This window comes from Myxococcus sp. XM-1-1-1 (assembly GCF_020037095.1).
Taxonomy (GTDB): Bacteria; Myxococcota; Myxococcia; order Myxococcales; family Myxococcaceae; genus Myxococcus; species Myxococcus fulvus.
In genome coordinates this window covers 233,172-257,290 of sequence record NZ_JAIQDH010000006.1, presented here as the reverse complement: position 1 = coordinate 257,290, position 24,119 = coordinate 233,172, and the positions used below count along the sequence as shown (strand labels likewise).

Genomic DNA, 24,119 nt, shown 5'->3' with positions numbered 1-24,119 from the left:
GCGCCCGTCCTCCACCCTCGCCGACTAGAAGTGGCGCGGGTGACCCAGCGTGGCCTCGGCGCCCTCGTGGACGATCTCCGAGAGCGTCGGGTGGGCGTGGATGGTGCCCGCCAGCTCCTCGGTGGTGATCTCCAGCTTCAGCGCGACGCAGGCCTCGGCCAGCAGCTCCGTGGCGTGCGGACCGATGATGTGGATGCCCAGCACCTCGTCGTACTTCTTGTCGGAGACGATCTTGATGAGGCCCGTGGACTCGTTGGTGATGGCGGACTTCGTCACCGCGCCGAACGGGGCGTTGCCGATCTTGACGTCGTAGCCGCGCTCCTTGGCCTTCTTCTCCGTCAGGCCCACCGAGGCGACCTCGGGGTAGCAGTACGTGGCGGACGGGGTGAGGTCGTAGTTGATGGGCTGCGGGTTCTTGCCCGCGATGTGCTCCACCGCGACCACGCACTCGGCGCTGGCCATGTGGGCCAGCATCGGGGTGGGGATGACGTCGCCCACCGCGTAGACGTTGGGCTCGCTGGTGCGCAGCATCGAGTCGACCTTGATGTAGCCACGCTCGGTCTTGATGGACGTCTTGTCCAGGCCCACGTCGTCCGTCACCGGCGAGCGGCCCACGGCCGACAGGAGGATCTCCGCCTCCAGCGTCTTGGTCTCGTTGCCGACCTTCATCGTGACGCGCACGCCGTCCGCCGTGTGCTCCACCTTCTCCACCGCGGAGCCCGTGTGCACGTCGATGCCGCGGCGGCGGAAGATCTTCTCCAGCTCCTTGGAGATGTCCGCGTCCTCGATGGGCAAGAGCGCCGGCAGGTACTCCACGATGGCCGTCTTGCTGCCCACGTGGTTGAAGATGGACGCGAACTCACAGCCGACCGCGCCCGCGCCCAGGACGATGATGCTCTTGGGGATGCGCTCGAGCTGCAGGATGGAGTCGCTGTTGAGCACGCGCTTGTGGTCCACCGGGACGTTCGGCAGGGACTTGGGGACCGAGCCCGTCGCGATGATGACGTTCTTGGCGTCCAGCACCTGCTTGGTGCCGTCGGCGGCGGTGACCTCCACCTTGCCCTTGCCCGCGATGCGGCCGTGGCCCTTGATGACCGTCACCTTGTTCTTCTTCATCAAGAAGTCGATGCCGTTGGCACCCTTGGTGACGACCTTGTCCTTGTGCTTCATCGCGTTCGGCCAGTTGACCGTCGGGCTCGACAGGTCGATGCCGAAGTCCCCGGCCTCCTTGACGTGGTGGAACAGCTCCGCCGTCCACAGCAGGGACTTGGTGGGGATGCACCCGCGGTGGAGGCACGTGCCACCCAGACGCTTGTCCTTCTCGATGATGGCCGTCTTCAGCCCGAGTTGCCCCGCGCGGATGGCGCCCACGTAGCCGCCAGGGCCCGAACCGATGATCACCACGTCGAACGTCTCAGCCACGCACGCCTCCGTCATTATTTGCGGATGGAACCCGGTGGGGCTGATAACCCCCGCTCCCGGTTGGAATCAAGGAGATTGCTCGTGCGCCGTTTCCCGCTCAGAACCCTCCTCCTGATGCTCGTGGCGCTCATCGCCTTCGGCCGTCTGTGGTGCGTGACGCACCAGGATGTGACGAGCGCTGCCCCGCCCGAGCGCCCCCCCGCCCGGGCCGCCGCCTCCCCGGCCGCCCCCGTCACGCTCGGCTCGCCCGACTGTCTCGCCCTGGAGCGGGCCCTGGACGCCGCCCTGCGCGCCCCCGAGGTCCCCAGCATCCTGGACGACGCCCGGGCGCGCCTGAAGGCCTGCGCCCAGCCCACCGCGCGCGCCTGCGAGCTGGGGCCGGCCCTGAATGCCCGGGCCCCGTTCAGCCAGGGAGTGGACACTCCGCTGCGGGGCCTCCTGGCCACGCTGTGCGAGCAGTGCCCGGGCCGGGTGAACCCCTGCGCGCAGCGCGTGGGTCAGGCCCTGCTGGACGCCACGGTGGGCCGCGCGCCGGAGGTCCCGGAGCTGCTGTGGAACCTGGAGCACGCGGGGCCGGGCACGGCGGGAGCCTGCGACACCCTCGTCCGGTTGGGGCTGGCCCCGGCCGCCCAGGCGGAGGTCGCCCTGCCCGCGACGGTGCTCCCACTGCTGGAGGGTCTCGCCCCCCGCTGCCAGGGGGCCGGGCTCCTTCCCGTGTCCGTGCTGCGCGCGGCGGCGCTCCACCAGGGGGACAAGGTGCCCACGCTCCGGACGCTCGTCAGCGCGCCGCGCGTGGAGACCGAGCCGGTGAAGCCGGATCAGCTCACCGGGGCCCAGCCCGGCTTCCAGGCCTTCGACGGGGACGAGAACACACGCGTCGCGGTGAGCAACGCGGCGAAGACCTCACGCTGGGCGGCGGATGGGGCGCTGCGCGCGGGCTACGCGCCCACGCTCAAGCACCTGGTGGGCGTGCGCGTCCGGGCGAAGGGCGCGGGCACGCTGCGCGCCGTCGTGCGCACCCCGAAGGGCGTGGGGCTCGTGGACCCGGAGGGAGGTTTCTCGTTCGTGAACCCCACGGTGTGCCGCTACCAGGGCACGGGCGCGTGGGAGAGCTGCGTGCTGACCGTGCCGCAGGTGGACGTGGACGCGGTCAGCGTGTTCCCCGAGAGCGCGGACGGCCAGCTCGCGGAGCTGGAGATACTCGGCGCCCGGTGAGTTCGCGCCGGGGCGGCCTCAGGCGACGAGGCCGCGCTCCTTGGCGAGCTGGAAGATGGGCGCCGCGTCCTTCTTCAGGACGGTGCTCACGTCCTTGACGATGGACTCGCCCGACTTCGCCACCGACAGGAAGTTGTCGAAGGTGCGGGTGAGGATGAGCACACCGGAGATGATGACGCGCTGGAGGTTGTGCTGCAGGTCCGTGCCCTCGTAGATGAGCCACGCCTGCTCGACACACTTCTTGCGAGCGTCCACCAGGAAGTTGTTGAGGATGGTGCGCTCGTTCGCGTCGGGCACCTTGGACTTCGGGCTCACGGAGCCGATGTAGATGAGGCGCGTGTTGAGGCTCGTCGCCGCCTCTTCCATCTGAGCCAGGATCGCCGCGACGTCCTCCTTGGTCGGAGGATTCTGCCAGCGGGAGAAGATGACTCGGTCGATGAGCTCTGCCTTGTACGTGGTGGGGCCGTTCACGATGCCTCCGGTGAGGCGGACGGTTTCGATGCCACGAAGCGCCCGGCCGGCGTTCTCCACTGCGCCGCGCGTCTGGATGTGTAGCAGGAACACTCCTTTCATTGAAGAGAGTCACTGCTGGGGGCGCGCACCTCTTCGTCGCAGTGCGACTGTGAGGATGCAGCCGTGACGGACAAATCCCGCTGGGTCGACGCTGACACGTCCGGAATTCGGGGGCTGATACGTGGAATGTCCGGACAGCCCCGCGTGGATTTCACGTGAAGTGTGACGGCCTCATCTCGTGTCGTTTGAGACCTGGGGTGCCGCGCGACGAGCGAGCACGGCCTTCACGTCCTCGAGCGAGAGCCCCAGGGGCTTGATGGCGACGAGCAGGTGGTAGAGCAGGTCGGCGGCCTCCTCCACGGCGCGGCTCGCGTCCGCGTCCGCGCAGGCGGTGACCAGCTCCGCGGCTTCTTCTCCCAGCTTCTTGAGTCGCAGGTTCCTGTCGCCGAGCAGGCGTCGCGTGTAGCCGGGCTTCTCGTCTCGCGCCGGGGCGTGTGAAGCGCGCTCGGTGAGCGTGGCGTCGAGCGCGGCGAGCGCATCCCAGCGACCGGTGCCGAAGCAGGTCTCCTCGCCGGTGTGACAGGCGGGGCCGGCCTTGTGGACGCGGGCGAGCACCGCGTCCCTGTCGCAGTCCGCGGACAGCGAGACGACGCGTTGGGTGTTCCCGCTGGTGGCGCCCTTGTGCCAGAGGCCTCGCGAGCGGGAGCGGTAGTGCATCTCGCCGGTGGCGAGTGTGTGCTCAAGGGCCTCGCGGTCCGCGTGCGCGACCATCAGCACGTCGCCCGTGGCCGCGTCCTGGGTCACCACCGTGACGAGCCCGTTGCCCTTGGTGAAGTCGAGTGTGTCCAGGTCCAGCATCAGGGGGTCCTCGTCGCGCCCAGGCGCTCGCGGGAGAGTCGGGCCAGCGCCGCGTTGGTGGCGATGCCGTTGCCGCCGAAGGCGGTGCGCTTGCCGGTCCAGTCGGTGAAGACGCCGCCGGCTTCCTCGATGATGGGCTGGAGCGCGGCCGCGTCCCAGGGCGAGAGCAGCTCGTCCACCATCACCTCCGCGCGCCCCGTGGCGACGAGCAGGTAGCCGTAACAGTCACCCCAGGTGCGCGACACGGCGGCGTCCCGCGTGAAGCGGCGCCAGGCCTCGCCTCGTTCGGGGAACTGGGAGAAGCGCTCGTCGGTGGAGAGGACCACCGCGCGGGCGAGGTCGGATTGTCCGGAGACGCGGGCGCGCTGGCCGTTCCAGAAGCAGCCTTCTCCTGGAGCGGCGACGAGCAGCTCGCTCACCGCAGGGAAGTACGCGGCACCCACGAGGATGCGCTCACCTTCCGCCAGTGCGACGAGCGTGCCCCACAGCGGCACTCCGCGGATGAAGGTCTTGGTGCCGTCGATGGGGTCGAGGATCCAGCGACGCTTCGCGCCGGGGCGTGTCTCACCGAACTCCTCGCCGAGGATGCCGTCCTCGGGGAAGCGCGTCTCGAGCCACTCGCGTGCCGTCTGCTCCGCGGTGCGGTCCGCCACGGTGACGGGTGTGCCGTCGCTCTTGGTGTCCACCGCGATGCCTCCTCGGAAGAATTTGAGCGCGACGTCACCTGTCGAGCGCGCGACCTCCGCCGCCGCCTGCATCAGTCCCTGGGTCGTCATCTCATGCTCCTGTTTCCCACCGTGTTCGTCCGAAGCGACCGGAGGGGCTTGAGCGAAGCACCGCCGCCGGCAGGCACCCCTCGGGGCTCGGGCTCGCGCGTCGCACCATGAAGAGTCCGAGTCATTTCGTGCCCCCGTGCTCCGCGGCGCTCGCGCGGCGCGACCGGGTGATGATGTTCCTCGATGCGGGCGCGATGTCGCGAAGACATCGCGCCTCGGACACGCGCATCGCGCAGCGAAAGGTCCGGGTCATGGCGTGCTCCGAATCGGCAGGCCGCTCGAGCGCAGGAGCGACTTGATGGCGCCCACCGTCGTGAGCCCATCGTGGAGGATGCCCGCCACCAGCGCCGCGTCCGCGCCACCTCGCGTGAGCCCGTCCCTCACGTGCTCCGCGCTGCCCGCGCCACCCGAGGCGATGACGGGCACGGCGACCGCGTCCACCACCCTCCGGGTCAGCTCCAGGTCGTAGCCCGAACGCGCGCCGTCCTGGTCGATGCTCGTGAGCAGCACCTCCCCTGCCCCACGCGCCACGCACACCTGGGCCCAGGTCACCGCGTCCAGCTCGGTCGGCCTTCGCCCTCCATGCGTGTAGACGCGGTAGCGCTCTCCTTCCTTGCGAGCATCGATGCTCGCCACCACGCACTGGGCTCCGAAGCGCTCTGCGCACTCGGTGAGCAGCTCGGGCCGAGCCACCGCCGCCGAGTTGATGCTCACCTTGTCCGCCCCCGAGCGCAGCGCCCGGCCCACGTCCTCCACCGTGCGCACGCCGCCGCCCACCGTCAGCGGAATGAACAGCTGCTCCGCCGTGCGCCGCACCAAATCCCAGAGCGTCTCGCGCTCCTCCGCGCTCGCGGAGATGTCGAGGAACGTCACCTCGTCCGCGCCCTCCCGTTCGTAGCGCAGCGCCAGCTCCACCGGGTCTCCGACGTCGCGAAGCCCCTCGAAGCGGACCCCCTTCACCACCCGGCCGCCCTTCACGTCCAGGCAGACGATGAGTCGTCGCGTGAGCATCACGTCACCTCCAGGGCCACGGAGCCCTTCATGCTGAACACCGTGCCGCCATCCACCATCGCGTCCCGCAGCGCGAGCCCCAGCGCCTTGAACGCGGCCTCCGTCACGTGGTGACGGTCCTTCCCACGCAGCACCCGCAGGTGCAGCGTCACCTTCGCGTGCTCACAGAACGAGCGCATCCAGTGCTCGTACAGCCGGTTCTTCAGCGGGCCCTCGTAGAAGAAGCGTCCCCCGGCATCCAGGCACGCCTGCACCAGCGCGTCGTCCATGGGAATGGTCCGCTCCGCGAAGCGCGCCGCCGTCGCGGGAATCACCCGCTGCACCGCCGTCCCCAACGTGATCGCCACGTCCTCCATCAGGTGGTGCTTGAGGTCACCCCGCGCATGCAGCTTCAAGTCGAGCCCCGCGTAGCGCCCGAAGGTGGAGAGCATGTGGTCGAAGAACACGAGCCCCGTGTCCACCTGCGTCGCCCCGCGACCGAGCGACACCTCCACGCGCACCTGCGTCTCCTTCGTCTCCCGAGTGACCAGGGTCATTCCGCGAACTCCCGCGCGACTTCACGCGCATCCAGTCGTCCCGTGTACAGCGCCATGCCGATGACCGCTCCGTACGCCCCCGCCGAGGCCAGCGCCCGCAGGTCGTCCATCGTCGTCACGCCCCCCGACGCGTAGAGCCGGTGACGACTGCGCGCCACCACCTCGCGCATCAGGGACAGGTCCACGCCCTCCAGCTGTCCTTCCTTGTGCACCGCCGTCACCAACAGCCCACCGAGCGCCAAGGGCTCCAGCACCGCGAGGACCTGGTCCAGCGTCCTGCCACTCCCCGCCGTCCAACCTCGCGTCACCACCTCCCGCCCGCGCACGTCCGCCGCCACGACCACGCGCCCCGGAAAGCGCTCCGTCACCTCCGCCAGCCACCCCGCGTCCTCGATGGCCCTCGTGCCCACCACCACCCCCGAGGCACCTCCCTCCAGCAGCGCCGTCACCCGCGCGGTGTCCCGGACACCCCCGCCCACCGTGAAGGCGAGCCCAGGCTCGTGCGACGTGAGTCGCGTCACCACCCGGGCGTTGGAGCCACGTCCCAGCGCCGCGTCCAGGTCGACGACGTGAAAGGAACGGAAGCCGAAGCCACGCCAGTGTCGAAGCGCGTCGAGCGGGTCATCCACTCGCACCCGCTCCGCGTCATACGAGCCTCCGACGAGCTGCACGCAGGCCCCCTCGCGCAGGTCGATGGCGGGGATGGCCCTCATGAGCGCACCTCACGGAGGAACGCCCGCACGAAGGCCACACCCGAGGCCGACGACTTCTCCGGGTGGAACTGCACGCCCACCACCTTCCCTCGGCGCACCGCCGCGGGAAAGCGGTCCTCCTCGTGCGTCGTCCACGCGGTGACGAGGGACGGGTCCGCCACCCGGCACACGTAGCTGTGCGCGTAGTACACGGTGTCCAGCTTCGCTCCGGACAACGTGCTGTCCTCGTCCACCTGGTTCCAGCCGATATGCGGCACCCGCCGGGCCGCCAGTCGCTGCACGTGGCCCGCGAAGTAGCCCAGCCCCTTCCCCGCCCCCTCGTCGCTCGAGTCGAACAGCAGCTGCATCCCCAGGCAGATGCCCAGGCACGGCAACCCTCGCTCCAGCGCCAGACGCATCGTGTCCCGCCCCTGCGCCAGTCTCGCCGCCGCGAGACCGAACGCCCCCACACCGGGCAGCACGAGCACATCCGTGTCCACTGCCCGGCGTGGGTCCTCCTCGACGTGGACCTCCACGCCCGGCTCCGTGGCCAGGGCCTTCGAGAGCGAGTGCAGGTTTCCAGCGCCGTAATCGAACAGGGTGACTCTCATCGCAAGGACTCCCGCAGCGCCACGAGCGCCGCCTCGAGCATGGGCCACGGTCCACTGCCGATCCGGAGCGCATCCCCCACGCCGGTCAGCCCCTGGAAGGCCCTCACGTTCACATCCCGCTCACGCATCCGCTGGGCCACCCCCAGCGCGTCCGGCATCGGCACCATCAGGAAGTTGCCCTCCGAGGGCAGCGGCGACAGCCCCATCGACATCAATTCCGCGCGGAGATGTTCACGATTCTTCCGTGCCTCGACCACCTGGGCCTCGACCCACATCCGGTCCTCGCGCAGGACGGCGACGGCCATCGACTCCGCCAATGTCGTGAGCTTGTACGGTCCGCGCGCCTTCTCCACCTCCGCGATGAGCGCCGGGCTGCCCACGCCCCAGCCCACCCGCATGCCCGCGAGCCCATACGCCTTGGAGAACGTCCGCGTCACCAGCACGTTCTGCCGCGTGCGCGCCAGGTCCAGGAAGTCCGGCGCCGAGGAGAACTCCACGTAGGCCTCGTCGATGATGACGAGGCCCGGCGCCTTCTCCACCACGTGCTCCACCGCCGCGCGGGACAGCTGCGTGCCCGTGGGGTTGTTCGGCGAGCACAGGTAGATGAGCTTCGCCCCCGTGGCCAGCAGCGCCTCCGGGTCCACGTCGAAGTCCGCGCGCAGGGGCACCGGCGCCGTCTTCAAGCCGTTCACCTTCGCGAACAGCGGCATCATCACGAACGTCGGGTCCTGGAACGCGAGCACCTCGCCCGGCTCCAGGAACGCGCGCAGCGCGCTGTCCAGCACGTCGTCCGAGCCACAGCCCGTCGTCACGCACCCGACACCGACACCGAGCCGTGAAGCGAGGACGTCGCGCAGGTCGGGCGCGTAGCCTCGCGGGTAACGTGCCAGTGACTCCGGACGGGACTCGCGCAGCACCCGCTCCGCCGCGGGAGGCACGCCGAAGAGGTTCGTGTTGTCGCTCAGGTCCACGCGACACGGCCGCTTCGGCGGTGAGTACAGGGGGATGTCCCGGAAGGACTCGCGCAGGGGAATCATGCGCCCCTCCAGGCTCGCGCGGCGTCGGCGTGCGCGAACAGCCCCTCGCTGTCGGCGAGCAGCCCCACGTCCTCCGCCAGCGCCTCGGAGGCCGCGCGCTCCACGCGCTGGTAGGTGGTCCACCGGTAGAAGTCGAGCAGGTTCAGGCCCGAGTACGCCCGCGCCAGCCCCGCCGTGGGCAGCACGTGGTTGGAGCCCGTCATGTAGTCGCCGTACGCCACCGACGAGCGCTCACCGAGGAAGACGGTGCCCGCGTTGCGCACCCTCGCCAGGTCCGCGGAGGGCGCGGCCGTGGCGAGCAACAGGTGCTCCGGCGCGAAGTCCGCCACGAACGGCCACGCCTCCTCCAGCGAGGCGACGCTCAGCACCGCGCCCCGGGAGCGCAGCGCCGCCGCGACGATCTCCTGCCGCTTCGCGTCCTCCGCCAGCCGACGCACCTGCTCCGCGACGGCCTCCGCCACCCCCTCACCGCGCGCCACCGTCACGCACGCGGCATCCGGGTCGTGCTCGGCCTGCGCCAACATCTCCCGCGCCACCGCCTCGGGGCTCGCCGTCTCGTCGGCGACGACGAGGATTTCACTCGGTCCCGCCGGCGCCTCGATGGCCACCGCGCCCACCACCTGGAGCTTGGCCTCCGCCACGTACGCGTTGCCCGGCCCGACGATGCGGTCCACCCGGGGCACGCTCTCCGTGCCGTACGCCATGGCCGCCACCGCGCCCGCGCCCCCCAACGCGAAGACCCGGTCCGCCCCCGCGAGCACCGCCGCCGCCAGCACGCTCGGGTGGGGCAGGCCATCCGGTCCCGGCGGCGAGCAGACGATGACCTCCCCCACGCCCGCCACCTTCGCGGGCACCACGCCCATCAACACGCTGCTCGGGTACACCGCTCGCCCGCCGGGTGCATACACCCCCACGCGGCCCAGCGGGTCGGGCCTGCGTCCCACCAACACCCCCGGCTCCGTCTCCACCTCCACCGCGCGCGGCTTCTGCGCCTCGTGGGCCCGCGCGATGTTGCGCGCCGCGCGCCCCAACGCCCGCGCCACCGAGGGCTCCAGCGACGCGAGCGCCTGCTCACAGCGCGCCCGGGGCACCTCCAGCGAGGACAGCTCCGCCCGGTCGAACTGCCGCGCCATCTCGAACAGCGCCCAGTCCCCATCCAGGCGGACCTTCGCGATGAGCTCCCGCACCCGCGCGGCGATGCGCGTGTCCACGTCCCCACCGCGCTCCAACAACCGCTGCCGGTCCTGACGCGAGAGGCTGGCCAGCGGCCCCCGGTACCGCAGGAACGAAGGAAGCGACATCATCACGCCACCAGCCTTTCGATGCGCGTGACCAGGATGCCCTCGCACCCCAGCGTCTTCAGCGCGTTGACGGTGCGGTAGATGGTCTTCGCCGGCACCACCGCGTGCACCGCGACGAACCGGCCTCCGTCCAGCACGTCCACCACCGTGGGACCGTTGAGTCCCGGCAACACCTCACGCACCCGGGGCAGCTCGTCCTTCGGCACGTTCGCCATCAGGTAGCGCTTGCCCCGCGCCGCGAGCACCGAGCCGAGCGCGAGCTTCAGCTCCTCCAGCTTCCTCCGCGCCTCCGGTACGTTCGCCTGGCACGCCACCAGCCGCGCGCTGGACTCCAGCACGGTGGCCACCTCGCGCAGGCCGTTCATCTTCAACGTGGACCCGGTGGACGTCAGGTCCACGACGATGTCCGCGATGCCCAGGTGCGGCGCGATCTCCGCCGCGCCCGACACGGGCACCACCGTGACGCTCTGCCCCCGGCGCGCGAAGTAGTCCTGCGTCAGACGCGGAAAGCATGACGCGACGCGCATGCCGTCACGCACGTCGTTGGCGTGGCTGATTCCACTCTCCTCTCGCGCGGCCACCACCAGGCGGCAGCGTCCGAACTCCAGGTCCATCAGGTGCTCGAGCTCACGGCCCGCCTCGTTCACCAAATCCCAGCCGGTGACGCCCGCGTGCGCCGCGCCGTCCGCGACGAACTCCGGGATGTCCTGCGCGCGGACGAAGATGGCCTCGAACTCGCCGCCGAGCGACGCGGTGAGCGCGCGCTCGCCTCGGGCGCGGACCTCCAGGCCCGCATCGTTGAAAAGCTCACGGACCTCTTCGGAGAGGCGGCCTTTGTTGGGAAGAGCGATCTTCAGCAACATGGGTGGACCTGCGGGGGACTGCGGGGGAACGGTGGCCGCGCGGAAACGAAAAAAGGCCCGTCCAGGGGGGGACGGGCCTTCGGTCGCTGCGGCAGGTGCCGGGAGGGTGGTGCGTCTAGTGGCTCACCCAGGCATGCGCATGGCGAACGGTCCCGTCGGGGCCGAGCCGATGATGCGCATGATGGGGATGCACGGAAGAGAGACGCACGGCTCCATCAGTAATGGCAAAGGTGCCCCGCCGTCAACTCGACCTGCGTCATGCCGCTTGCAAACCCTCGACGGGGCGAGCAGGAAGCAAGGCCATGCGAGTCTCGGACGTCATCATCGTGGGCGGGGGCATCATGGGCTGCGGCATCGCGCTGCGGCTGCGGCAGGCGGGCGCGCGCGTCACCGTCCTGGAGCGCTCCATCCCCGGCGCGGAGGCCAGCAGCGCCGCCGCGGGCATGCTCGCCCCCCAGATGGAGTCGGACGGTCCGGGCCCCTTCCTCGACCTGTGCCTGCGCAGCCGCGGCCTCTACCCCGCCTTCGCCGAGGAGCTGCGCGAGCTGTCCGGCGTGGACATCGCCTACCGGCCCTGCGGCATCCTCAAGGTCGCCTTCGCCGACACCGCCGTGCATCACCTGGAGGCCACCGTCCTGTGGCAGCGCGGCATGGGCCTGCGCGCGGAGCTGCTCGACGGAGAGCAGGCCCGGGCGCTCGAGCCGAAGCTGTCCGCCAGGGCCGTGGCCGCCGCGCACTTCCCGGATGACCACCAGGTGGACAACCGGCTGCTGGTGCGCGCGCTGACGATGGCCGCCGCGCGCGTGGGCGCCGAGTTCCGCAGCGGCTACGTGCGCGGCATCGTCCACGAGGACGGCCGCGCGGTGGGCGTGGACCTGGATGGCGAGGTGCTGCGCGCGGACGCCATCGTCCTCGCCGCGGGCTCCTGGTCCTCCCTGGTCCAGGGCGCGGGCGTGGAGGCGAAGTCGGTGCGGCCCGCGCGCGGGCAGATGATCCAGCTCCAGACGCGCCTGCCGTTGCTGCAGCGCGTCCTCACCTCGGAGAAGGGCTACGTCGTGCCGCGCGCGGACGGCCGCGTCATCGCCGGCAGCACCATGGAGCTGGTGGGCTTCGACAAGCAGGTGACCGCGGCGGGACTGGCGCGCATCCTCGACATGGCCCTGGAGCTGTGCCCGGAGCTGGGCTCGGCGCCCATCACGGAGACGTGGGCTGGCTTCCGTCCCTGGACGGAGGACAAGCGGCCCTACCTGGGCGAGGGGCCCACGCCCGGCCTCTTCCTCGCCACCGGCCACTTCCGCAACGGCATCCTCCTGGCCCCCATCACCGCCAGGCTCGTCGCCCAGGCCGTCCTCGGGGAGCGCACCACCCTGGACCTCGCCCCCTTCCGCTATGACCGGGGAAGCCCCCGGGCCCGCGCCTGAACGCCTTGCATCCCACCTGCCCGATGGGCTCCGCCCGCTTGCCCGCTCTGCCTGCCAGGGTCGCCTTCTGGACCGCCGCACTGGACTGTCAACCTGCAAGTGGAGGAAGGTGGTAATTTCCCTGACTCATTCGCCATTGAAACCCGGAAACCTCTAGAATCTCCCGCCGTGGAAGCCATCCCCCCTGCACCACCCCGAATCCTCATCGTCGACGATGACGACTCCGTGCGAGACGTCATCTCGGTCCTCTTGCGTGAAGAGGGCTACAACTGCGTCGTCGCGAGCGGCGCCGAGATGGCGCTGGACGTGGCGGGCGAAGAGGACACCCCGCTCGTCATCAGCGACATGAAGATGCCGGGCAAGGACGGCCTCTGGCTCCTGGAGAACCTGCGGGAGCGGCTGCCGGACACGTCCGTCATCATGCTCACCGGCTACGGGGACACGGAGTCCGCGGTGGACTGTCTGCGCCGTGGCGCGGTGGACTACCTGCTCAAGCCACCGAAGCTGACGGACCTCATCCGGGCCATCGAGCGGGCGCTCGCCAAGCGCCGCATCGAGATGGCGAGGAAGCGCTACCAGAAGAAGCTGGAGCGCAAGGTGCGAGATCGCACCGCGGAGCTTCGCAGCGCGCTGCACAACATCGCCAACACCTACCAGAACACGCTGCTGGCCCTGGTCGCCGCGCTGGACGCGCGCGAGCACGAGACGAGCGACCACTCGCAGCGCGTGGTCAGCTACACGTCCGCCATCGCCGGGCGCATGGGCATCCAGGGCAAGGAGCTGGAGGAGATCGGCCGCGGCGCGCTCCTGCACGACATCGGCAAGATTGGCGTGCCGGACGCGGTGCTGCTCAAGCCGGGCAAGCTGACGCCGGACGAGTGGCTGGAGATGCGCAAGCATCCGGAGATCGGCTTCCAGATGATCCAGGCCATCCCGTTCCTGTCCACGCCGTCCGCCATCGTGCTGTCGCACCAGGAGCGCTGGGATGGCGCGGGCTATCCGCGCAACCTGTCGCGGCAGGAGATCCACATCGGCGCGCGCATCTTCGCCGTGGCGGACACGCTGGACGCGATGACGAGCGACCGGCCGTACCGCAAGGGCACGACGTTCGCGAACGCCATCCAGGAGATCCGCCGCTGCGCGAACACGCAGTTCGACCCGGAGGTGGTGCGCGCGTTCCTCGACATCGGCGAGGAAGGGCTCATCCACATCAAGGAGGAGATGAAGAAGAAGAAGCTCCAGCTCCCCGTGGCGGAGCAGGAGGCGAACGAGGCCGAGGCGGAGCTCGCCCGCCTGACGGACCTGGACGACGAGCTGGAGAACGTCCCCGCCGCCCCGCGCTCGGGGACGAGCGAGCCCACCGAGCCGAAGGTCAGCGTCATCCGCTCGGCGACAGGCAGTGAAGGCTGAGCCCGTCGTCGGGGAATGAGATGAACAGCCGCCAGCCGGCTGTTAAGAGGTCAGGCCGCCCGTGACGATGCCCGCCCTCCAGACGGATCCACTCGCTGCGCCCCTGCTGGATGCGCAGGGGCGCCGCATGACGTACCTGCGGCTGAGCATCACGGACCGCTGCAACTTCCGCTGCACGTACTGCTCTCCCGCGTCGTGGGGCGGGAAGAAGGACCTGCTCGACGCGCAGGAGCTGGGGCGCATCGCCGCCCTCTTCGCGGCCCTGGGCATCCGTCGCGTGCGGCTCACCGGCGGCGAGCCGCTCATCCGCCCGGACATCCTGGAGGTCGCCCGGCGCATCTCCGGCATCCCGGGCATCCAGCACCTGGCCATCACCACCAACGCCAGCCATCTGGAGTCACTGGCCGCGCCGCTGCGCGAGGCGGGCGTGGACCAGCTCAACCTCAGCCTGGACACGCTGTCCGCGGAGACGTTCCGACGCATCTCCAAGCAGGGCGACTTCGACGCGGTGCTGCGCGGCATCGACCGCGCGGCCCAGGTCGGCTACGGCTCGCTCAAGCTCAACGTGGTGGTGATGCGCGGGGTCAACGACGACGAGGCGCGCGCGCTGGTGGAGTACGCGCACGCGCGGGGAATCACGCCGCGCTTCATCGAGCTGATGCCCTTCGGCCAGGGCAAGCCCGTGCCCACCGCGGAGCTCATCGAGCGGCTGCGCGGCGAGGGGCTCGAGCTGTCACCGGAGCCCGAGGAGACGGGCGCGGCCGCGGACTCCATCACCTCCGGTCCCGCGCGGTACTGGCGCGCACCGGGGGGCCGCGTGGGGTTCATCTCACCGCTCACGCAGAACTTCTGCGGCGGCTGCAACCGCGTGCGCGTGGCCTCCAACGGGGACTTGAGGAGCTGCCTGGGAGGACGCGCGCAGGCGCCGCTGCACCAGCTCATCCGTGGAGGCGCCACCGACGTGGAGCTGGCGCGCGCCATCCGCGCGGCGCTGGGCGACAAGCCGGAGGGCCACCGCTTCACCGAGCCCGGCAACGGCGCCACCCTGCTGTCGATGATGGGCATCGGCGGCTGAGGCCGTGCCCCCCAGGAACACGACGGGCGGGCCCGCGCGACTCGCGCATGACCCGCCCGGTGCAACCGGAGCTCCCATGGGGAGCCCCGCGCTGGACTACTTCACCAACCGGATGGCGAACGGGTACCTGTACAGCTGACCCTCGTTCGCCTTGAGGCCGGCGATGATGGAGAACACCAGCGCCACCACGCCGACGATGGGCAGCAGCACGAAGCCGATGCCCACGCACAGGGTGATGGAGGCCACCACCGCCGCGATGAAGATGGTGATCTGGAAGTTCAGCGACTCCACCGCGTGCTCGCGGATGAAGGACGACTCCTTGCCCTTCGTCAGCATCAGCACCAGCGGAACGGCGAAGCCCAGTCCCACGAAGTTGCCCAGGATGGTGCCCATATGGGCAATCAGCGCCATCGTCTTCTCGTCCTGGGTCGGCATCGGCGTGCCGGTGATGTACGAACCCACTTGTTCCCGCGGCGGAGTCTCCATGAAGTCTCCCCTCCCGATCATCGAGGGCGCGGACGCCGCGCCCATGCCCACCTACCATGGCATGCACACACTCTGATTGTCACGTCTCGGACAGGTGAGGCACCGCGTCGTTTGACGCCCTCGATTCCGGGGTTCTTGCTCAGCGATACAACTCGCTTCCCGCCTTCTTGAATTCCTCCCCCTTCGCCTCCATCCCCGCCCCCAGCGCCGCCTCCTCGGAAACTCCGGTCTTCGCGGCGTAGTCGCGAACGTCCTGGGTGATTTTCATGGAGCAGAACTGGGGTCCGCACATGGAGCAGAAGTGGGCGACCTTGGCGCCCTCCGCGGGCAGCGTCTCGTCGTGGAAGGCGCGGGCGCGCTCGGGGTCCAGCGCGAGGTTGAACTGGTCCTCCCAGCGGAACTCGAAGCGGGCCTTGGACATGGCGTTGTCGCGCGCCTGGGCGCCCGGGTGCCCCTTGGCCAGGTCGGCGGCGTGGGCGGCGATCTTGTACGTGATGACGCCCTCCTTCACGTCGTCACGGTCCGGCAGCCCCAGGTGCTCCTTGGGCGTCACGTAGCAGAGCATCGCGGTGCCGAACCAACCAATCATCGCCGCGCCGATGCCGCTGGTGAAGTGGTCGTACCCGGGCGCGATGTCCGTCGTCAGCGGCCCCAGCGTGTAGAACGGCGCCTCGCCGCACACGGCGAGCTGCTTCGTCATGTTCTCCTGGATGAGGTGCATGGGCACGTGGCCCGGGCCTTCGATCATCGTCTGCACGTCGTGCTTCCAGGCGATCTTCGTCAGCTCGCCCAGGGTCTCCAGCTCGCCGAACTGCGCCGCGTCGTTCGCGTCGGCGATGGAGCCCGGCCGCAGCCCGTCCCCCAGGCTGAAGCTGACGTCGTACGCCTTCATGATCTCGCAGATCTCCTCGAAGTGCGTGTAGAGGAAGTTCTCCTGGTGGTGCGCGAGGCACCACTTGGCGAGGATGGAGCCGCCTCGGCTGACGATGCCCGTCAGGCGCCTGGCGGTGAGGGGCACGTAGCGCAGCAGCACGCCGGCGTGGATGGTGAAGTAGTCCACGCCCTGCTCGGCCTGCTCGATGAGCGTGTCGCGGTAGATGTCCCAGGTGAGGTCCTCCGCCTTGCCGCCCACCTTCTCCAGCGCCTGGTAGATGGGAACCGTGCCGATGGGCACCGGCGCGTTGCGGAGGATCCACTCGCGCGTCTCGTGGATGTTGCGCCCGGTGGACAGGTCCATCACGGTGTCCGCGCCCCAGCGGATGGACCAGACCATCTTCTCCACCTCCTCCTCGATGGAGGAGGTGACGGCGGAGTTGCCGATGTTCGCGTTGATCTTCACCAGGAAGTTGCGGCCGATGATCATCGGCTCCAGCTCCGGGTGGTTGATGTTCGCGGGGATGATGGCGCGGCCCCGGGCCACCTCGTCGCGGACGAACTCCGGGGTGATGACGCGCGGGATGGCCGCGCCCCACGAGTGTCCGGGGTGCTGCGCGGCGAGCGACGCCTCCACGCGCAGGTTCTCCCGCAGCGCCACGTACTCCATCTCCGGGGTGATGACGCCGCGCCGGGCGTAGTGCAGCTGGGTGACGTTGCTGCCCGCGCGCGCCACGCGCGGCTTGCGGCGGTGGCCGAAGCGCAGCCCCGCGAGCCGAGGGTCCGCTTCGCGCTGGAGGCCGTATTGGGAGGTGATTCCCTCCAGCTCGCGCGTGTCGCCTCGCGCGTGGATCCACGCCTCGCGCGTCGCCGCCAGGCCCCGGCGCAGGTCGATGTCCGCCTCCGGGTCCGTGTACGGGCCGCTGGAGTCATAGACGTGCACCGGGGGGTTGGGCGTCTGCCGCGCGTCCGGCCCGTGGCCATGCCGCGTGGGGGTCTGCGAGATCTCGCGCAGGGGGACGCGCACGTCCGGGTGCAGCGCCCCGCTCACGTACACCTTGCGGGAGGCAGGGAGGGGGCCTCGACTGATGCCCTCCAACAGCTTCCCATCGACCTTCAGGCTCTTGGATGCTCCGCTCATCTCTCTCTCCTCGAGGACGGGCGGGAAGGCAGACGAAGCCTCCGGAAGGAAGCTTCGGGCCGCTTCCCTCCGCCGGTATGACCCGGTTCAGGTTCCAAGGGTTGGCCGCGCCGCGCGGCCGTCTCAGCCCCTTCCAAGGGGCACCCCTAGCGACTGGGTGAGCATCTAGCGCACATGGGGACGGGGTTCAACCCGGACTGGGGGCGGAGCCAGGCGCCGACCGGCGAACAGTCAGGCGCAAGGAATGCGGGACGACCCCTCGACGCGCAAACCTTGCGCGCGCCACAGGCCGCAATCACCGTTGCCCGAGGGAACCGGGGCTGGCCCCCGTCCTGCAATGCCTCCTGGAGGCATCCACACTCACCCGGAGAGCGCCACACATGCAGATCGTCGGAGAGCTGATGACACGCGAGGTGGTCACGCTCAAGGAAACACAGAACCTGGGCAAGGCGGAAGAGCTGCTGCGGCTGCACCGCATCCGGCATCTGCCCGTGGTGCGCCAGGGGAAGCTCGTGGGGCTCATCACCCACCGCGACCTGCTGCGGGCGGCGGCCACGAGCGCGAATGATCCGGCCGCGCAGCCGCTGTGGGCCGCGGACATCATGACGCGCGAGGTGACGACGGTCGCGCCCGAGGCCTCCCTGCGCGACGCGGTGGTGATGATGCTGCGCAACAAGTTCGGCTGCCTGCCGGTGGTGAGCAGCGACGGCACGCTGCTGGGCCTCATCACCGAGGCGGACCTGGTGCGCTACGCGCAACACCTCATCGAGGACAAGGACCGCCGCGAGCTGGCGCGCGAGTTCAACGCCTGAGTTCTTCGACGTGGGGCCGCAGTGCCACGTCGGCTGCTCCCTCGCGGGGCGCCTTCCGGGTCCGACGATGCGCCCTCGCGTCGATGGGCCTCGGCCACGAACGCGCCCCCGACGCGGGCCCTCGCTCCACCGCGCAACCGACTCCCACCATGAACGCTCCCCTCGCCTCGATACGTGAAGCCGAGGCCCACACCTCTCCGGCGCCCGACACGGCGCCCCTGCCTCCCGGGCGGCGCTGGGTGCGGCCCGCGCTGGCACTGGTGGGGCTGGGTGCGGTGGCGTGGCTGTCCGCGTTCGGGGTGCAGGGCGAGGTCGCGTCGCGCACGGTGCTGGTGGCCGGCGTCTGCCTCGTGCTGTGGCTCACCGAGCTGGTCCCGCCGTTCGTCCCCACCCTCCTGCTCCTCGGGGCGACGCCGGTGGTGCTCGGTCCGCTGGGGAAGGACTACGCGCTCTCGTCCGTGCTCACCTGGTGCGCGGACCCCGTGCTCATCCTCTTCCTGGGCGGCTTCACGCTCGAGGTCGCGGCGATGCGTCACGGCCTCGACTCCGCCGTGGCGGGCCACGTGGTGCGCCTGTCGCGCGGACGCCCCCGGCTACTCCTCCTGTTCGTCATGGGCGGCGTGGCCTTCCTCTCCATGTGGATGTCCAACGTCGCCGCGGCGGCGATGATGCTCGCCGCGCTCCGTCCCGTCCTCCACACCTCGCCTCCCGGCACGTCCCTGCGGCCCGCCCTGCTCGCGGGCGTGGCGCTGGGCGCGAACCTGGGCGGCATGGCCACGCCCGTGGGCAGCGGCCCCAACGCCCTCGCGGTGTCCGCCGCGAGCGCCTACGCGCACGTCACCTTCGCGGGCTGGATGGCGTTCGCCCTGCCCCTCACGGCGCTGATGCTCGTGCTGGGCTTCGGACTGGTGCTGCTGCGCTTCCGCCTGGGCGGCACCCTGTCCTTGCCCGCACAGGTGACACGTCCGCTGGATGGCCGAGGCCGGAAGGTCCTCTGGGTCAGCGCCGCGTGCGTGGTGGCCTGGCTGTCGGAGCCCGTGCACGGCGTGCCCGCTCCCGTGGTCGCCCTGGGAGCCACCGCGCTGCTCTTCGGCACGGGCCTGCTCGAACGCGAGGACCTCAAGAAGCTCGACTGGTCCACCCTCCTGCTCATCGCCGGAGGGCTGGGGCTGGGGAAGCTGCTGGAGCACTCGGGGCTGGTGGCCCATGCGCTCGACGGCGCGAGCCTTTCGACCTGGCCCCCGTCGGCCCGGCTCGGCGCGCTCGTCGTCGTCGCCGCGGCGCTGTCCGCGCTCATGAGCAACACCGGCACCGCCGCGCTCCTCATGCCGCTGGCGCTCAGCGTGGAGCCCTCCGCGTCCACGCCCATCCTCGTCGCCATGGGGTGCGCCTTCGGCATCCCCTTCGCCATCAGCACCCCTCCCAACGCCATGGCCGCGGGAGAAGGACTGGAGACCTCGGAGCTGTTGCGGTTGGGACTTCCCCTCATGGTGGCCGGCTGTCTGCTGGTCAGCGCGACAGGCCCCTGGGTCCTGCGAATCTTCGGGCTGCCATGAGCTACCCTCGCCCGCACCTCCAGGACTCCAGGACGAAGCCTGGGTCCACCATGAAGCACTGTCCCGGCACACGGGTTGAAGGGGCAATGCCGGCACAAGGCTCTGCGGGAGGAGCGCCCATGACGTCCGTTACCGTCACAGAGTACGAAACGCGTCTCTACTGGCAAGGCGACCACGGTGCCGTCCTGACGAGCGACCGTGCGCCCCCCGTTCCCATCGGCCTGCCCCTGGTGGAGCCAGGCGCGACGGAGGCCGGCCGCTGGGCCCCGGAGACGCTGCTGGTGGGCGCTGTCGAGGGCCGCACGCTGCTGGCCTTCCTGGAGCGCGCGCGCGAAGCGGAGGTGTCCATCCTCTTCTACCAGAGCTGCGCGGTGGCCCGGCTGGTGGCGAGCCCCGGCCAGGCGCCGCACCTCACTGACATCATCGTCCGCCCCCACGTGGCCGTGGCCACCGATGCGGAGGCGGAGGTGGTACGCCGCATCTTCGCGGAGCTGCCCGCGCACTGCTTCCCCAGCTCCGTCATCCAGATATCCCCGCGCATCGAGCCCGTGGTGGAGACGTGGCACGCCCGCGCCGCCCGCCCCGTCGTTCGCGAACCCACAAGTCTCGCACTCCCCTGACCCCGAGCCCCCGCCCATGTCCGTTCAGCGCATCCTGGTCGTCGACGATGAGGACAACGCCCGCAAAGCCATCGCCACCATCCTTAACGAGGAGGGCTACGACGTGGCCGAGGCCGCCGACGGCGCCGAGGCGCTCGCGCGCGTGGCGGACTTCTCCCCCGCCGTGGTGCTCACCGACGTGCGCATGCCGAAGATGGACGGCCTGAGCCTGCTGCGCGCCGCGCGCGAGCAGGGCAGCGACGCCACGTTCGTCATGATGACGGCCTTCGCCAGCGTGGAGATGGCGGTGGAGGCGATGAAGTCCGGCGCCGACAACTTCCTGCTCAAGCCGCTGGACGCGGACCAGGTGCTCGTCACCCTGTCCAAGGCCCTGGAGAAGCGCAGCCTGCGCCAGGAGGCGGAGGCGCTCAGGGACCAGGTCCGCACCCGCGTGCGGCGCTTCCACGACATCATCGGCGAGTCGCCGCAGTTGCAGGGCATCTACGACGTCATCCGCCGCGCGGCCAGCACGCGCGCCACGGTGCTCATCCTGGGCGAGTCCGGCACGGGCAAGGAGCTCATCGCCCAGGCGCTGCACCAGGAGTCGCCCCGCCGCGACAAGCCCTTCATCCGCGTGCACTGCGCCGCGCTGTCCGAGAACCTGCTGGAGAGCGAGCTGTTCGGCCACGAGAAGGGCGCCTTCACCGGCGCCATCGCGCGCAAGGAGGGCCGCTTCGAGCTGGCCGACGGCGGCACGCTGTTCCTGGATGAAATCGGGGAGATCTCCCCCACCGTGCAGGTGAAGCTGCTGCGCGTGCTCCAGCAGCGCGAGCTGGAGCGCGTGGGCGGCACCCAGACGCTCAAGGTGGACGTGCGAATCGTGGCCGCCACGCACCGCGACCTGGCCGCGGAGGTGAAGGCGGGCCGCTTCCGCGAGGACCTCTACTACCGGCTCAATGTCGTCAGCGTGACGCTCCCGGCCCTGCGCGAGCGCAAGAGCGACATCCCCGCCCTGGTGAACCACTTCCTGGAGAAGTACGGCGACTCCTACGGCAAGCAGGTCCGGGGGCTGGCCCCGGGCACGCTCCAGGCCCTGCTCGCGCACGACTGGCCGGGCAACATCCGCGAGCTGGAGAACGCCATCGAGCGCGCGGTGGTGCTCACCCAGGGCCAGGAGCTGACCACCGACGACCTGCCCCCGGTCCTGCGCGGCCCCCGGCCCTCGGGCACCAGCCAGGGTTCGCTCATCCCCGGCGCCACGCTGGCCGCCATCGAGCGGGAGGCCATCCTGCGCACGCTGGAGATGGTGCAGGGCTCCACCTCGCGCGCGGCGGAGGTGCTGGGCATCAGCGTGCGCAAGATCCAGTACCGCCTCAAGGAGTACGGCGCCCAGTCGGACGGCGCCCCCGCCCGGCTCGACGGCGACGAGCCCAACGGCCCGGACCTGGCCGCGGAGTCCTGAGCCGCGCCCCGGGACACCCGTCCTCCCGCGCTGACGCGGTGTCCCGTCCCTGGGCATCTACGACGAGTGTCGTTGACAGATACGACATACGTCGTAATACTTTCGCGAATGACGCCCGTTCCACCGCAGCCGACGCGCGCCGAGCTGGCCATCCTCCGAGTCCTCTGGCAGTTGGGGCCCAGCACCGTGCGGCAGGTGCATGAGTCCCTCCGAGGCACGCAGGAGAAGGACACCGGCTACACCACCGTCCTCAAGCTCCTCCAGAACATGACGGAGAAGGGGCTCGTGCAGCGCGACGAGAGTGAGCGCACGCACGTCTACGAGGCGGCCCTCAGCCAGAAGCGCACGCAGCGTGACCTGCTGCGAGACCTGATGGACCGCGCCTTCGGGGGCTCGGCGTCGAGCGTCGTCGCCCAGGCCCTGTCGATGAAGCGGGCCTCGGCGCAGGAGCTGGCGGAGATCCGGAAGCTGCTGGACGAGCACGAGAGGCGGGGGAAGTGATGCACGTGCTGGACGCGCTGGAACGGGCCCTCATCGACTTCGTCTGGCAGGGCGGCGCGGTGGCCCTCGTCGTGGCGGGGCTGCTGGCGATGATGTCGCGCCGCTCGGCGAAGGGGCGCTATGTCGTCGCGTGCCTGGGGCTCGCGACCATGGCGGTGTTGCCGCTCGTGACCTTCCTGCGGGCCCTCATGGAGGGTCCGGCCGCGGCGGCCTCGTTGGGCCTCGCCCCCCAGGCGCTCGCTCCGGCGGCGGTGGCCCGCGAGGTCGTGGTGGCGGACCTGGCGCCCACGGCCGAGGTCACCGTGACCTGGCTGGAGCTGTTGCGGCCCTGGCTGCTGCCGGCGTGGTGCGCCGGCGTGCTGCTGCTGTCGGCCCGGACGCTCGTCTCCTGGTACGCGGCGCAGCGGCTGTCGCGGCTGCACACCCGCGAGCCCGACAGCGTCTGGCGCGAGGCGATGGAGCGCGCGCTCGCGAAGCTGCGGATGTCGCGCCCCGTGCGGCTGATGGCGTCCACGCGCATCGACGTGCCCCAGGTCATCGGCCTGTGGCGTCCGCTCATCCTCGTGCCCGCGGGGGCCATCACCGGGCTGTCGCCGCAGCAGTTGGAGGCGGTGCTCTCCCACGAGCTCGCGCACATCCAGCGGCACGACTACCTGGTCAACCTGCTCCAGGCGCTGGTGGAGACGTTCTTGTTCTACCACCCGGCCGTCTGGTGGCTGTCCCACCGCATCCGCGAGGAGCGCGAGCACTGCGCCGATGACCAGGCCGTGCAGTCGTGTGGCGACGCGGTCCTCTACGCCCGCGCGCTGGCGCACATCGAGCAACTGCGCGCGCCGCCGTCCGCGCTGCTCGCGCTGGGCGCGGATGGGGGCTCGCTGCTGGGCCGCATCCGGCGGCTGCTGTCGGTCCCCGACACGCGGGCGCCTCGTCGCTCGTGGCGGCTGGTGAGTGGACTGGGTGGCGCGGCGCTCGCCGTGGCGCTGGGCTCCTCACAGGTGCCGATGACGGCGATGGCCGTGGCGCCCCAGGCCCTGGACGTGGCGCCGGTGGCGAAGCACGAGCGCGCCTTCACGGAGGTCACCCCGCCCGTGCATCGGCCCCTGGTGGCTCCGGCGCCCCGCATCCTCCCGCTCGACCTGACCTCCAAGACACCCAGCCGTCCGACGCGCGTGCTCCACAAGGTCTCGACCGCGCCTCGCAAGGCGCGCGAGCCCAGCCCCCGGCCGCTGCTCATCCCCGACACGCAGGGGATTGCGCGCACGCAGCTCCCCAGGACGCCCTACCCGCTCGACGTGGAGCCCGCCGTCCCCTCCGAGGCCGTGGCCGTGGAGAGCCACGAGACGCCGGTGGACGAAGCGCAGGTGGAGCACGACAGCATCTCGATGCAGGTGATGGCCGCGGCGCTGCCCGCGCTCACTCCGGATACGACGCCGCCCGCCGCGCCGACGCCGCCCCGTCCCCAACCAGAGGACGACGGCGCCTTCACGCTGGGGCCCGGCATCACCCCGCCCCGCTTCGTGTCCGGGCAGCGGCTCGCCTTCCAGGACATCACCCAGAACCTGCGCTCGCGCATCTCCGCCGTCCCCAAGGGCTCCATCGTCACCCGGTGCACCATCACCGCCGAGGGCAGCGTCACCAACTGCAAGTCGCTGCAGAGCCTCTCCGGTCTGGAGGAAGGCGTCATCCGCACCCTGACGACGTGGCGCTACGAGCCCGCGACGCTCGACGGCAAGCCGGTGCCCGTGCACTACGAGTTCGACATCTGGTTCACCAACGAGCCCGGTGGCGGCAGGGACCAGCAGCTCGCCAGCGCGGACAAGCCCGGCAAGCGCGCGGACGGCTCCAGCCAGAGCGCCTGCATCCTCTGCGCGAGCGTCTCCGCGTCCAGCGTGGCGACGCCTCCCGTCGCCGGCTTCTGAAGTGACGTGAAGCCCCCGGTGGCGCGTCG

The 24,119-nt window shown here is 70.7% G+C and carries 23 protein-coding genes and 1 riboswitch; of the genes, 10 read left to right on the top strand and 13 right to left on the bottom strand.

The genetic code is table 11. The features are described from left to right. Positions 1-24: 24 nt before the first annotated feature. Positions 25-1,422 carry a dihydrolipoyl dehydrogenase gene (gene lpdA, locus K8640_RS14855; RefSeq protein ID WP_223747630.1) on the bottom strand — a complete coding sequence of 466 codons (1,398 nt, stop codon included), beginning with the start codon at positions 1,420-1,422 and terminating at the stop codon, positions 25-27. Between the two features lie 81 nt (positions 1,423-1,503). Here lpdA and K8640_RS14850 point away from each other — a divergent pair, with 81 nt between their 5' ends. Then, entirely contained in the window at positions 1,504-2,637 is a 1,134-nt protein-coding gene (locus tag K8640_RS14850) for a hypothetical protein (protein WP_223747629.1), read from the top strand. An 18-nt stretch (positions 2,638-2,655) separates the two neighbouring features. Here the strand turns inward: K8640_RS14850 and K8640_RS14845 are convergent, their stop codons facing one another. The 10 genes from K8640_RS14845 to hisG form a co-directional block, all read right to left on the bottom strand. Beyond that, positions 2,656-3,210, bottom strand: coding sequence for a DofB protein (locus K8640_RS14845; protein ID WP_223747628.1), 555 nt, complete (start codon positions 3,208-3,210; stop codon positions 2,656-2,658). A 171-nt stretch (positions 3,211-3,381) separates the two neighbouring features. Beyond that, a complete protein-coding gene (gene hisIE / locus K8640_RS14840; protein WP_223747627.1) occupies positions 3,382-4,008 on the bottom strand; it encodes a bifunctional phosphoribosyl-AMP cyclohydrolase/phosphoribosyl-ATP diphosphatase HisIE in 627 nt (208 codons plus the stop codon). Further along, complete coding sequence (gene hisN / locus K8640_RS14835) at positions 4,008-4,784, bottom strand: histidinol-phosphatase (RefSeq protein ID WP_223747626.1); 777 nt, start codon at positions 4,782-4,784, stop codon at positions 4,008-4,010. The genes hisIE and hisN overlap by 1 nt, the downstream gene beginning before the upstream one ends. Positions 4,785-5,033: 249 nt before the next feature. Further along, complete coding sequence (gene hisF / locus K8640_RS14830; RefSeq protein WP_370640347.1) at positions 5,034-5,798, bottom strand: imidazole glycerol phosphate synthase subunit HisF; 765 nt, start codon at positions 5,796-5,798, stop codon at positions 5,034-5,036. Then, positions 5,795-6,331: an imidazoleglycerol-phosphate dehydratase gene (locus K8640_RS14825; RefSeq protein ID WP_141333024.1), complete on the bottom strand. Its 537-nt coding sequence runs from the start codon at positions 6,329-6,331 to the stop codon at positions 5,795-5,797. The genes hisF and K8640_RS14825 overlap by 4 nt, the downstream gene beginning before the upstream one ends. Continuing rightward, complete coding sequence (locus tag K8640_RS14820; RefSeq protein ID WP_223747624.1) at positions 6,328-7,044, bottom strand: HisA/HisF-related TIM barrel protein; 717 nt, start codon at positions 7,042-7,044, stop codon at positions 6,328-6,330. The genes K8640_RS14825 and K8640_RS14820 overlap by 4 nt, the downstream gene beginning before the upstream one ends. Further along, positions 7,041-7,634 (bottom strand): imidazole glycerol phosphate synthase subunit HisH, encoded by a 594-nt coding sequence (gene hisH / locus K8640_RS14815; protein WP_223747623.1) that lies wholly within the window; start codon positions 7,632-7,634, stop codon positions 7,041-7,043. The genes K8640_RS14820 and hisH overlap by 4 nt, the downstream gene beginning before the upstream one ends. Beyond that, complete coding sequence (locus K8640_RS14810) at positions 7,631-8,671, bottom strand: histidinol-phosphate transaminase (protein ID WP_223747622.1); 1,041 nt, start codon at positions 8,669-8,671, stop codon at positions 7,631-7,633. The genes hisH and K8640_RS14810 overlap by 4 nt, the downstream gene beginning before the upstream one ends. Further along, positions 8,668-9,975, bottom strand: a complete 1,308-nt coding sequence (hisD, locus tag K8640_RS14805) for a histidinol dehydrogenase (protein WP_370640346.1) — start codon at positions 9,973-9,975, stop codon at positions 8,668-8,670. Before hisD ends, K8640_RS14810 begins: the two co-directional genes overlap by 4 nt. Then, on the bottom strand, positions 9,975-10,835 hold the full coding sequence (hisG, locus tag K8640_RS14800; protein WP_141332745.1) for an ATP phosphoribosyltransferase: 861 nt from the start codon (positions 10,833-10,835) through the stop codon (positions 9,975-9,977). Before hisG ends, hisD begins: the two co-directional genes overlap by 1 nt. Positions 10,836-11,137: 302 nt before the next feature. Here hisG and thiO point away from each other — a divergent pair, with 302 nt between their 5' ends. The 3 genes from thiO to moaA all read left to right on the top strand — a co-directional run bounded on the left by thiO (position 11,138) and on the right by moaA (position 14,741). Beyond that, positions 11,138-12,256 (top strand): glycine oxidase ThiO, encoded by a 1,119-nt coding sequence (gene thiO, locus K8640_RS14795; protein WP_223747621.1) that lies wholly within the window; start codon positions 11,138-11,140, stop codon positions 12,254-12,256. Between the two features lie 168 nt (positions 12,257-12,424). Continuing rightward, positions 12,425-13,666: an HD-GYP domain-containing protein gene (locus tag K8640_RS14790; RefSeq protein ID WP_223747620.1), complete on the top strand. Its 1,242-nt coding sequence runs from the start codon at positions 12,425-12,427 to the stop codon at positions 13,664-13,666. A gap of 67 nt (positions 13,667-13,733) precedes the next feature. Further along, entirely contained in the window at positions 13,734-14,741 is a 1,008-nt protein-coding gene (gene moaA / locus K8640_RS14785; protein ID WP_223747738.1) for a GTP 3',8-cyclase MoaA, read from the top strand. Positions 14,742-14,837: 96 nt separating this feature from the next. Here the strand turns inward: moaA and K8640_RS14780 are convergent, their stop codons facing one another. Together K8640_RS14780 and thiC are read right to left on the bottom strand one after the other, a co-directional pair. Beyond that, on the bottom strand, positions 14,838-15,227 hold the full coding sequence (locus K8640_RS14780; RefSeq protein ID WP_223747619.1) for a DUF4870 domain-containing protein: 390 nt from the start codon (positions 15,225-15,227) through the stop codon (positions 14,838-14,840). A gap of 139 nt (positions 15,228-15,366) precedes the next feature. Continuing rightward, entirely contained in the window at positions 15,367-17,241 is a 1,875-nt protein-coding gene (gene thiC, locus K8640_RS14775) for a phosphomethylpyrimidine synthase ThiC (protein ID WP_223747618.1), read from the bottom strand. A gap of 47 nt (positions 17,242-17,288) precedes the next feature. Further along, positions 17,289-17,399: riboswitch (TPP riboswitch) on the bottom strand. A 222-nt stretch (positions 17,400-17,621) separates the two neighbouring features. Here thiC and K8640_RS14770 point away from each other — a divergent pair. The 6 genes from K8640_RS14770 to K8640_RS14745 all read left to right on the top strand — a co-directional run bounded on the left by K8640_RS14770 (position 17,622) and on the right by K8640_RS14745 (position 24,090). Then, complete coding sequence (locus K8640_RS14770) at positions 17,622-18,053, top strand: CBS domain-containing protein (protein ID WP_074954787.1); 432 nt, start codon at positions 17,622-17,624, stop codon at positions 18,051-18,053. 149 nt (positions 18,054-18,202) lie between these two features. Next, positions 18,203-19,609, top strand: a complete 1,407-nt coding sequence (locus K8640_RS14765) for an SLC13 family permease (protein ID WP_223747617.1) — start codon at positions 18,203-18,205, stop codon at positions 19,607-19,609. 119 nt (positions 19,610-19,728) lie between these two features. Beyond that, the gene (locus K8640_RS14760; protein ID WP_223747616.1) at positions 19,729-20,229 is read left to right on the top strand and encodes an OsmC family protein; all 501 of its coding nucleotides are present in this window, start codon (positions 19,729-19,731) and stop codon (positions 20,227-20,229) included. 16 nt (positions 20,230-20,245) lie between these two features. Further along, complete coding sequence (locus K8640_RS14755) at positions 20,246-21,670, top strand: sigma-54 dependent transcriptional regulator (protein ID WP_223747615.1); 1,425 nt, start codon at positions 20,246-20,248, stop codon at positions 21,668-21,670. Between the two features lie 108 nt (positions 21,671-21,778). Continuing rightward, complete coding sequence (locus tag K8640_RS14750) at positions 21,779-22,171, top strand: BlaI/MecI/CopY family transcriptional regulator (protein ID WP_046714442.1); 393 nt, start codon at positions 21,779-21,781, stop codon at positions 22,169-22,171. Then, on the top strand, positions 22,171-24,090 hold the full coding sequence (locus K8640_RS14745) for a M56 family metallopeptidase (protein ID WP_223747614.1): 1,920 nt from the start codon (positions 22,171-22,173) through the stop codon (positions 24,088-24,090). Before K8640_RS14750 ends, K8640_RS14745 begins: the two co-directional genes overlap by 1 nt. The last annotated feature ends 29 nt before the right edge of the window (positions 24,091-24,119 follow it).

What these genes read in the sequence shown, in the direction of transcription:
- thiO (WP_223747621.1), top strand. Translation starts at nt 11,138, where the DNA reads ATGCGAGTCTCGGACGTCATCATCGTGGGCGGGGGCATCATGGGCTGC.
- hisD (WP_370640346.1), bottom strand. Translation starts at nt 9,975, where the DNA reads ATGATGTCGCTTCCTTCGTTCCTGCGGTACCGGGGGCCGCTGGCCAGC.
- K8640_RS14745 (WP_223747614.1), top strand. Translation starts at nt 22,171, where the DNA reads ATGCACGTGCTGGACGCGCTGGAACGGGCCCTCATCGACTTCGTCTGG.
- K8640_RS14825 (WP_141333024.1), bottom strand. Translation starts at nt 6,331, where the DNA reads ATGACCCTGGTCACTCGGGAGACGAAGGAGACGCAGGTGCGCGTGGAG.
- K8640_RS14750 (WP_046714442.1), top strand. Translation starts at nt 21,779, where the DNA reads ATGACGCCCGTTCCACCGCAGCCGACGCGCGCCGAGCTGGCCATCCTC.
- K8640_RS14765 (WP_223747617.1), top strand. Translation starts at nt 18,203, where the DNA reads ATGAACGCTCCCCTCGCCTCGATACGTGAAGCCGAGGCCCACACCTCT.
- K8640_RS14810 (WP_223747622.1), bottom strand. Translation starts at nt 8,671, where the DNA reads ATGATTCCCCTGCGCGAGTCCTTCCGGGACATCCCCCTGTACTCACCG.
- K8640_RS14755 (WP_223747615.1), top strand. Translation starts at nt 20,246, where the DNA reads ATGTCCGTTCAGCGCATCCTGGTCGTCGACGATGAGGACAACGCCCGC.
- K8640_RS14845 (WP_223747628.1), bottom strand. Translation starts at nt 3,210, where the DNA reads ATGAAAGGAGTGTTCCTGCTACACATCCAGACGCGCGGCGCAGTGGAG.
- K8640_RS14760 (WP_223747616.1), top strand. Translation starts at nt 19,729, where the DNA reads ATGACGTCCGTTACCGTCACAGAGTACGAAACGCGTCTCTACTGGCAA.
- hisIE (WP_223747627.1), bottom strand. Translation starts at nt 4,008, where the DNA reads ATGCTGGACCTGGACACACTCGACTTCACCAAGGGCAACGGGCTCGTC.
- moaA (WP_223747738.1), top strand. Translation starts at nt 13,734, where the DNA reads ATGCCCGCCCTCCAGACGGATCCACTCGCTGCGCCCCTGCTGGATGCG.
- K8640_RS14820 (WP_223747624.1), bottom strand. Translation starts at nt 7,044, where the DNA reads ATGAGGGCCATCCCCGCCATCGACCTGCGCGAGGGGGCCTGCGTGCAG.
- hisN (WP_223747626.1), bottom strand. Translation starts at nt 4,784, where the DNA reads ATGACGACCCAGGGACTGATGCAGGCGGCGGCGGAGGTCGCGCGCTCG.
- hisG (WP_141332745.1), bottom strand. Translation starts at nt 10,835, where the DNA reads ATGTTGCTGAAGATCGCTCTTCCCAACAAAGGCCGCCTCTCCGAAGAG.
- K8640_RS14780 (WP_223747619.1), bottom strand. Translation starts at nt 15,227, where the DNA reads ATGGAGACTCCGCCGCGGGAACAAGTGGGTTCGTACATCACCGGCACG.
- thiC (WP_223747618.1), bottom strand. Translation starts at nt 17,241, where the DNA reads ATGAGCGGAGCATCCAAGAGCCTGAAGGTCGATGGGAAGCTGTTGGAG.
- hisH (WP_223747623.1), bottom strand. Translation starts at nt 7,634, where the DNA reads ATGAGAGTCACCCTGTTCGATTACGGCGCTGGAAACCTGCACTCGCTC.
- K8640_RS14770 (WP_074954787.1), top strand. Translation starts at nt 17,622, where the DNA reads ATGCAGATCGTCGGAGAGCTGATGACACGCGAGGTGGTCACGCTCAAG.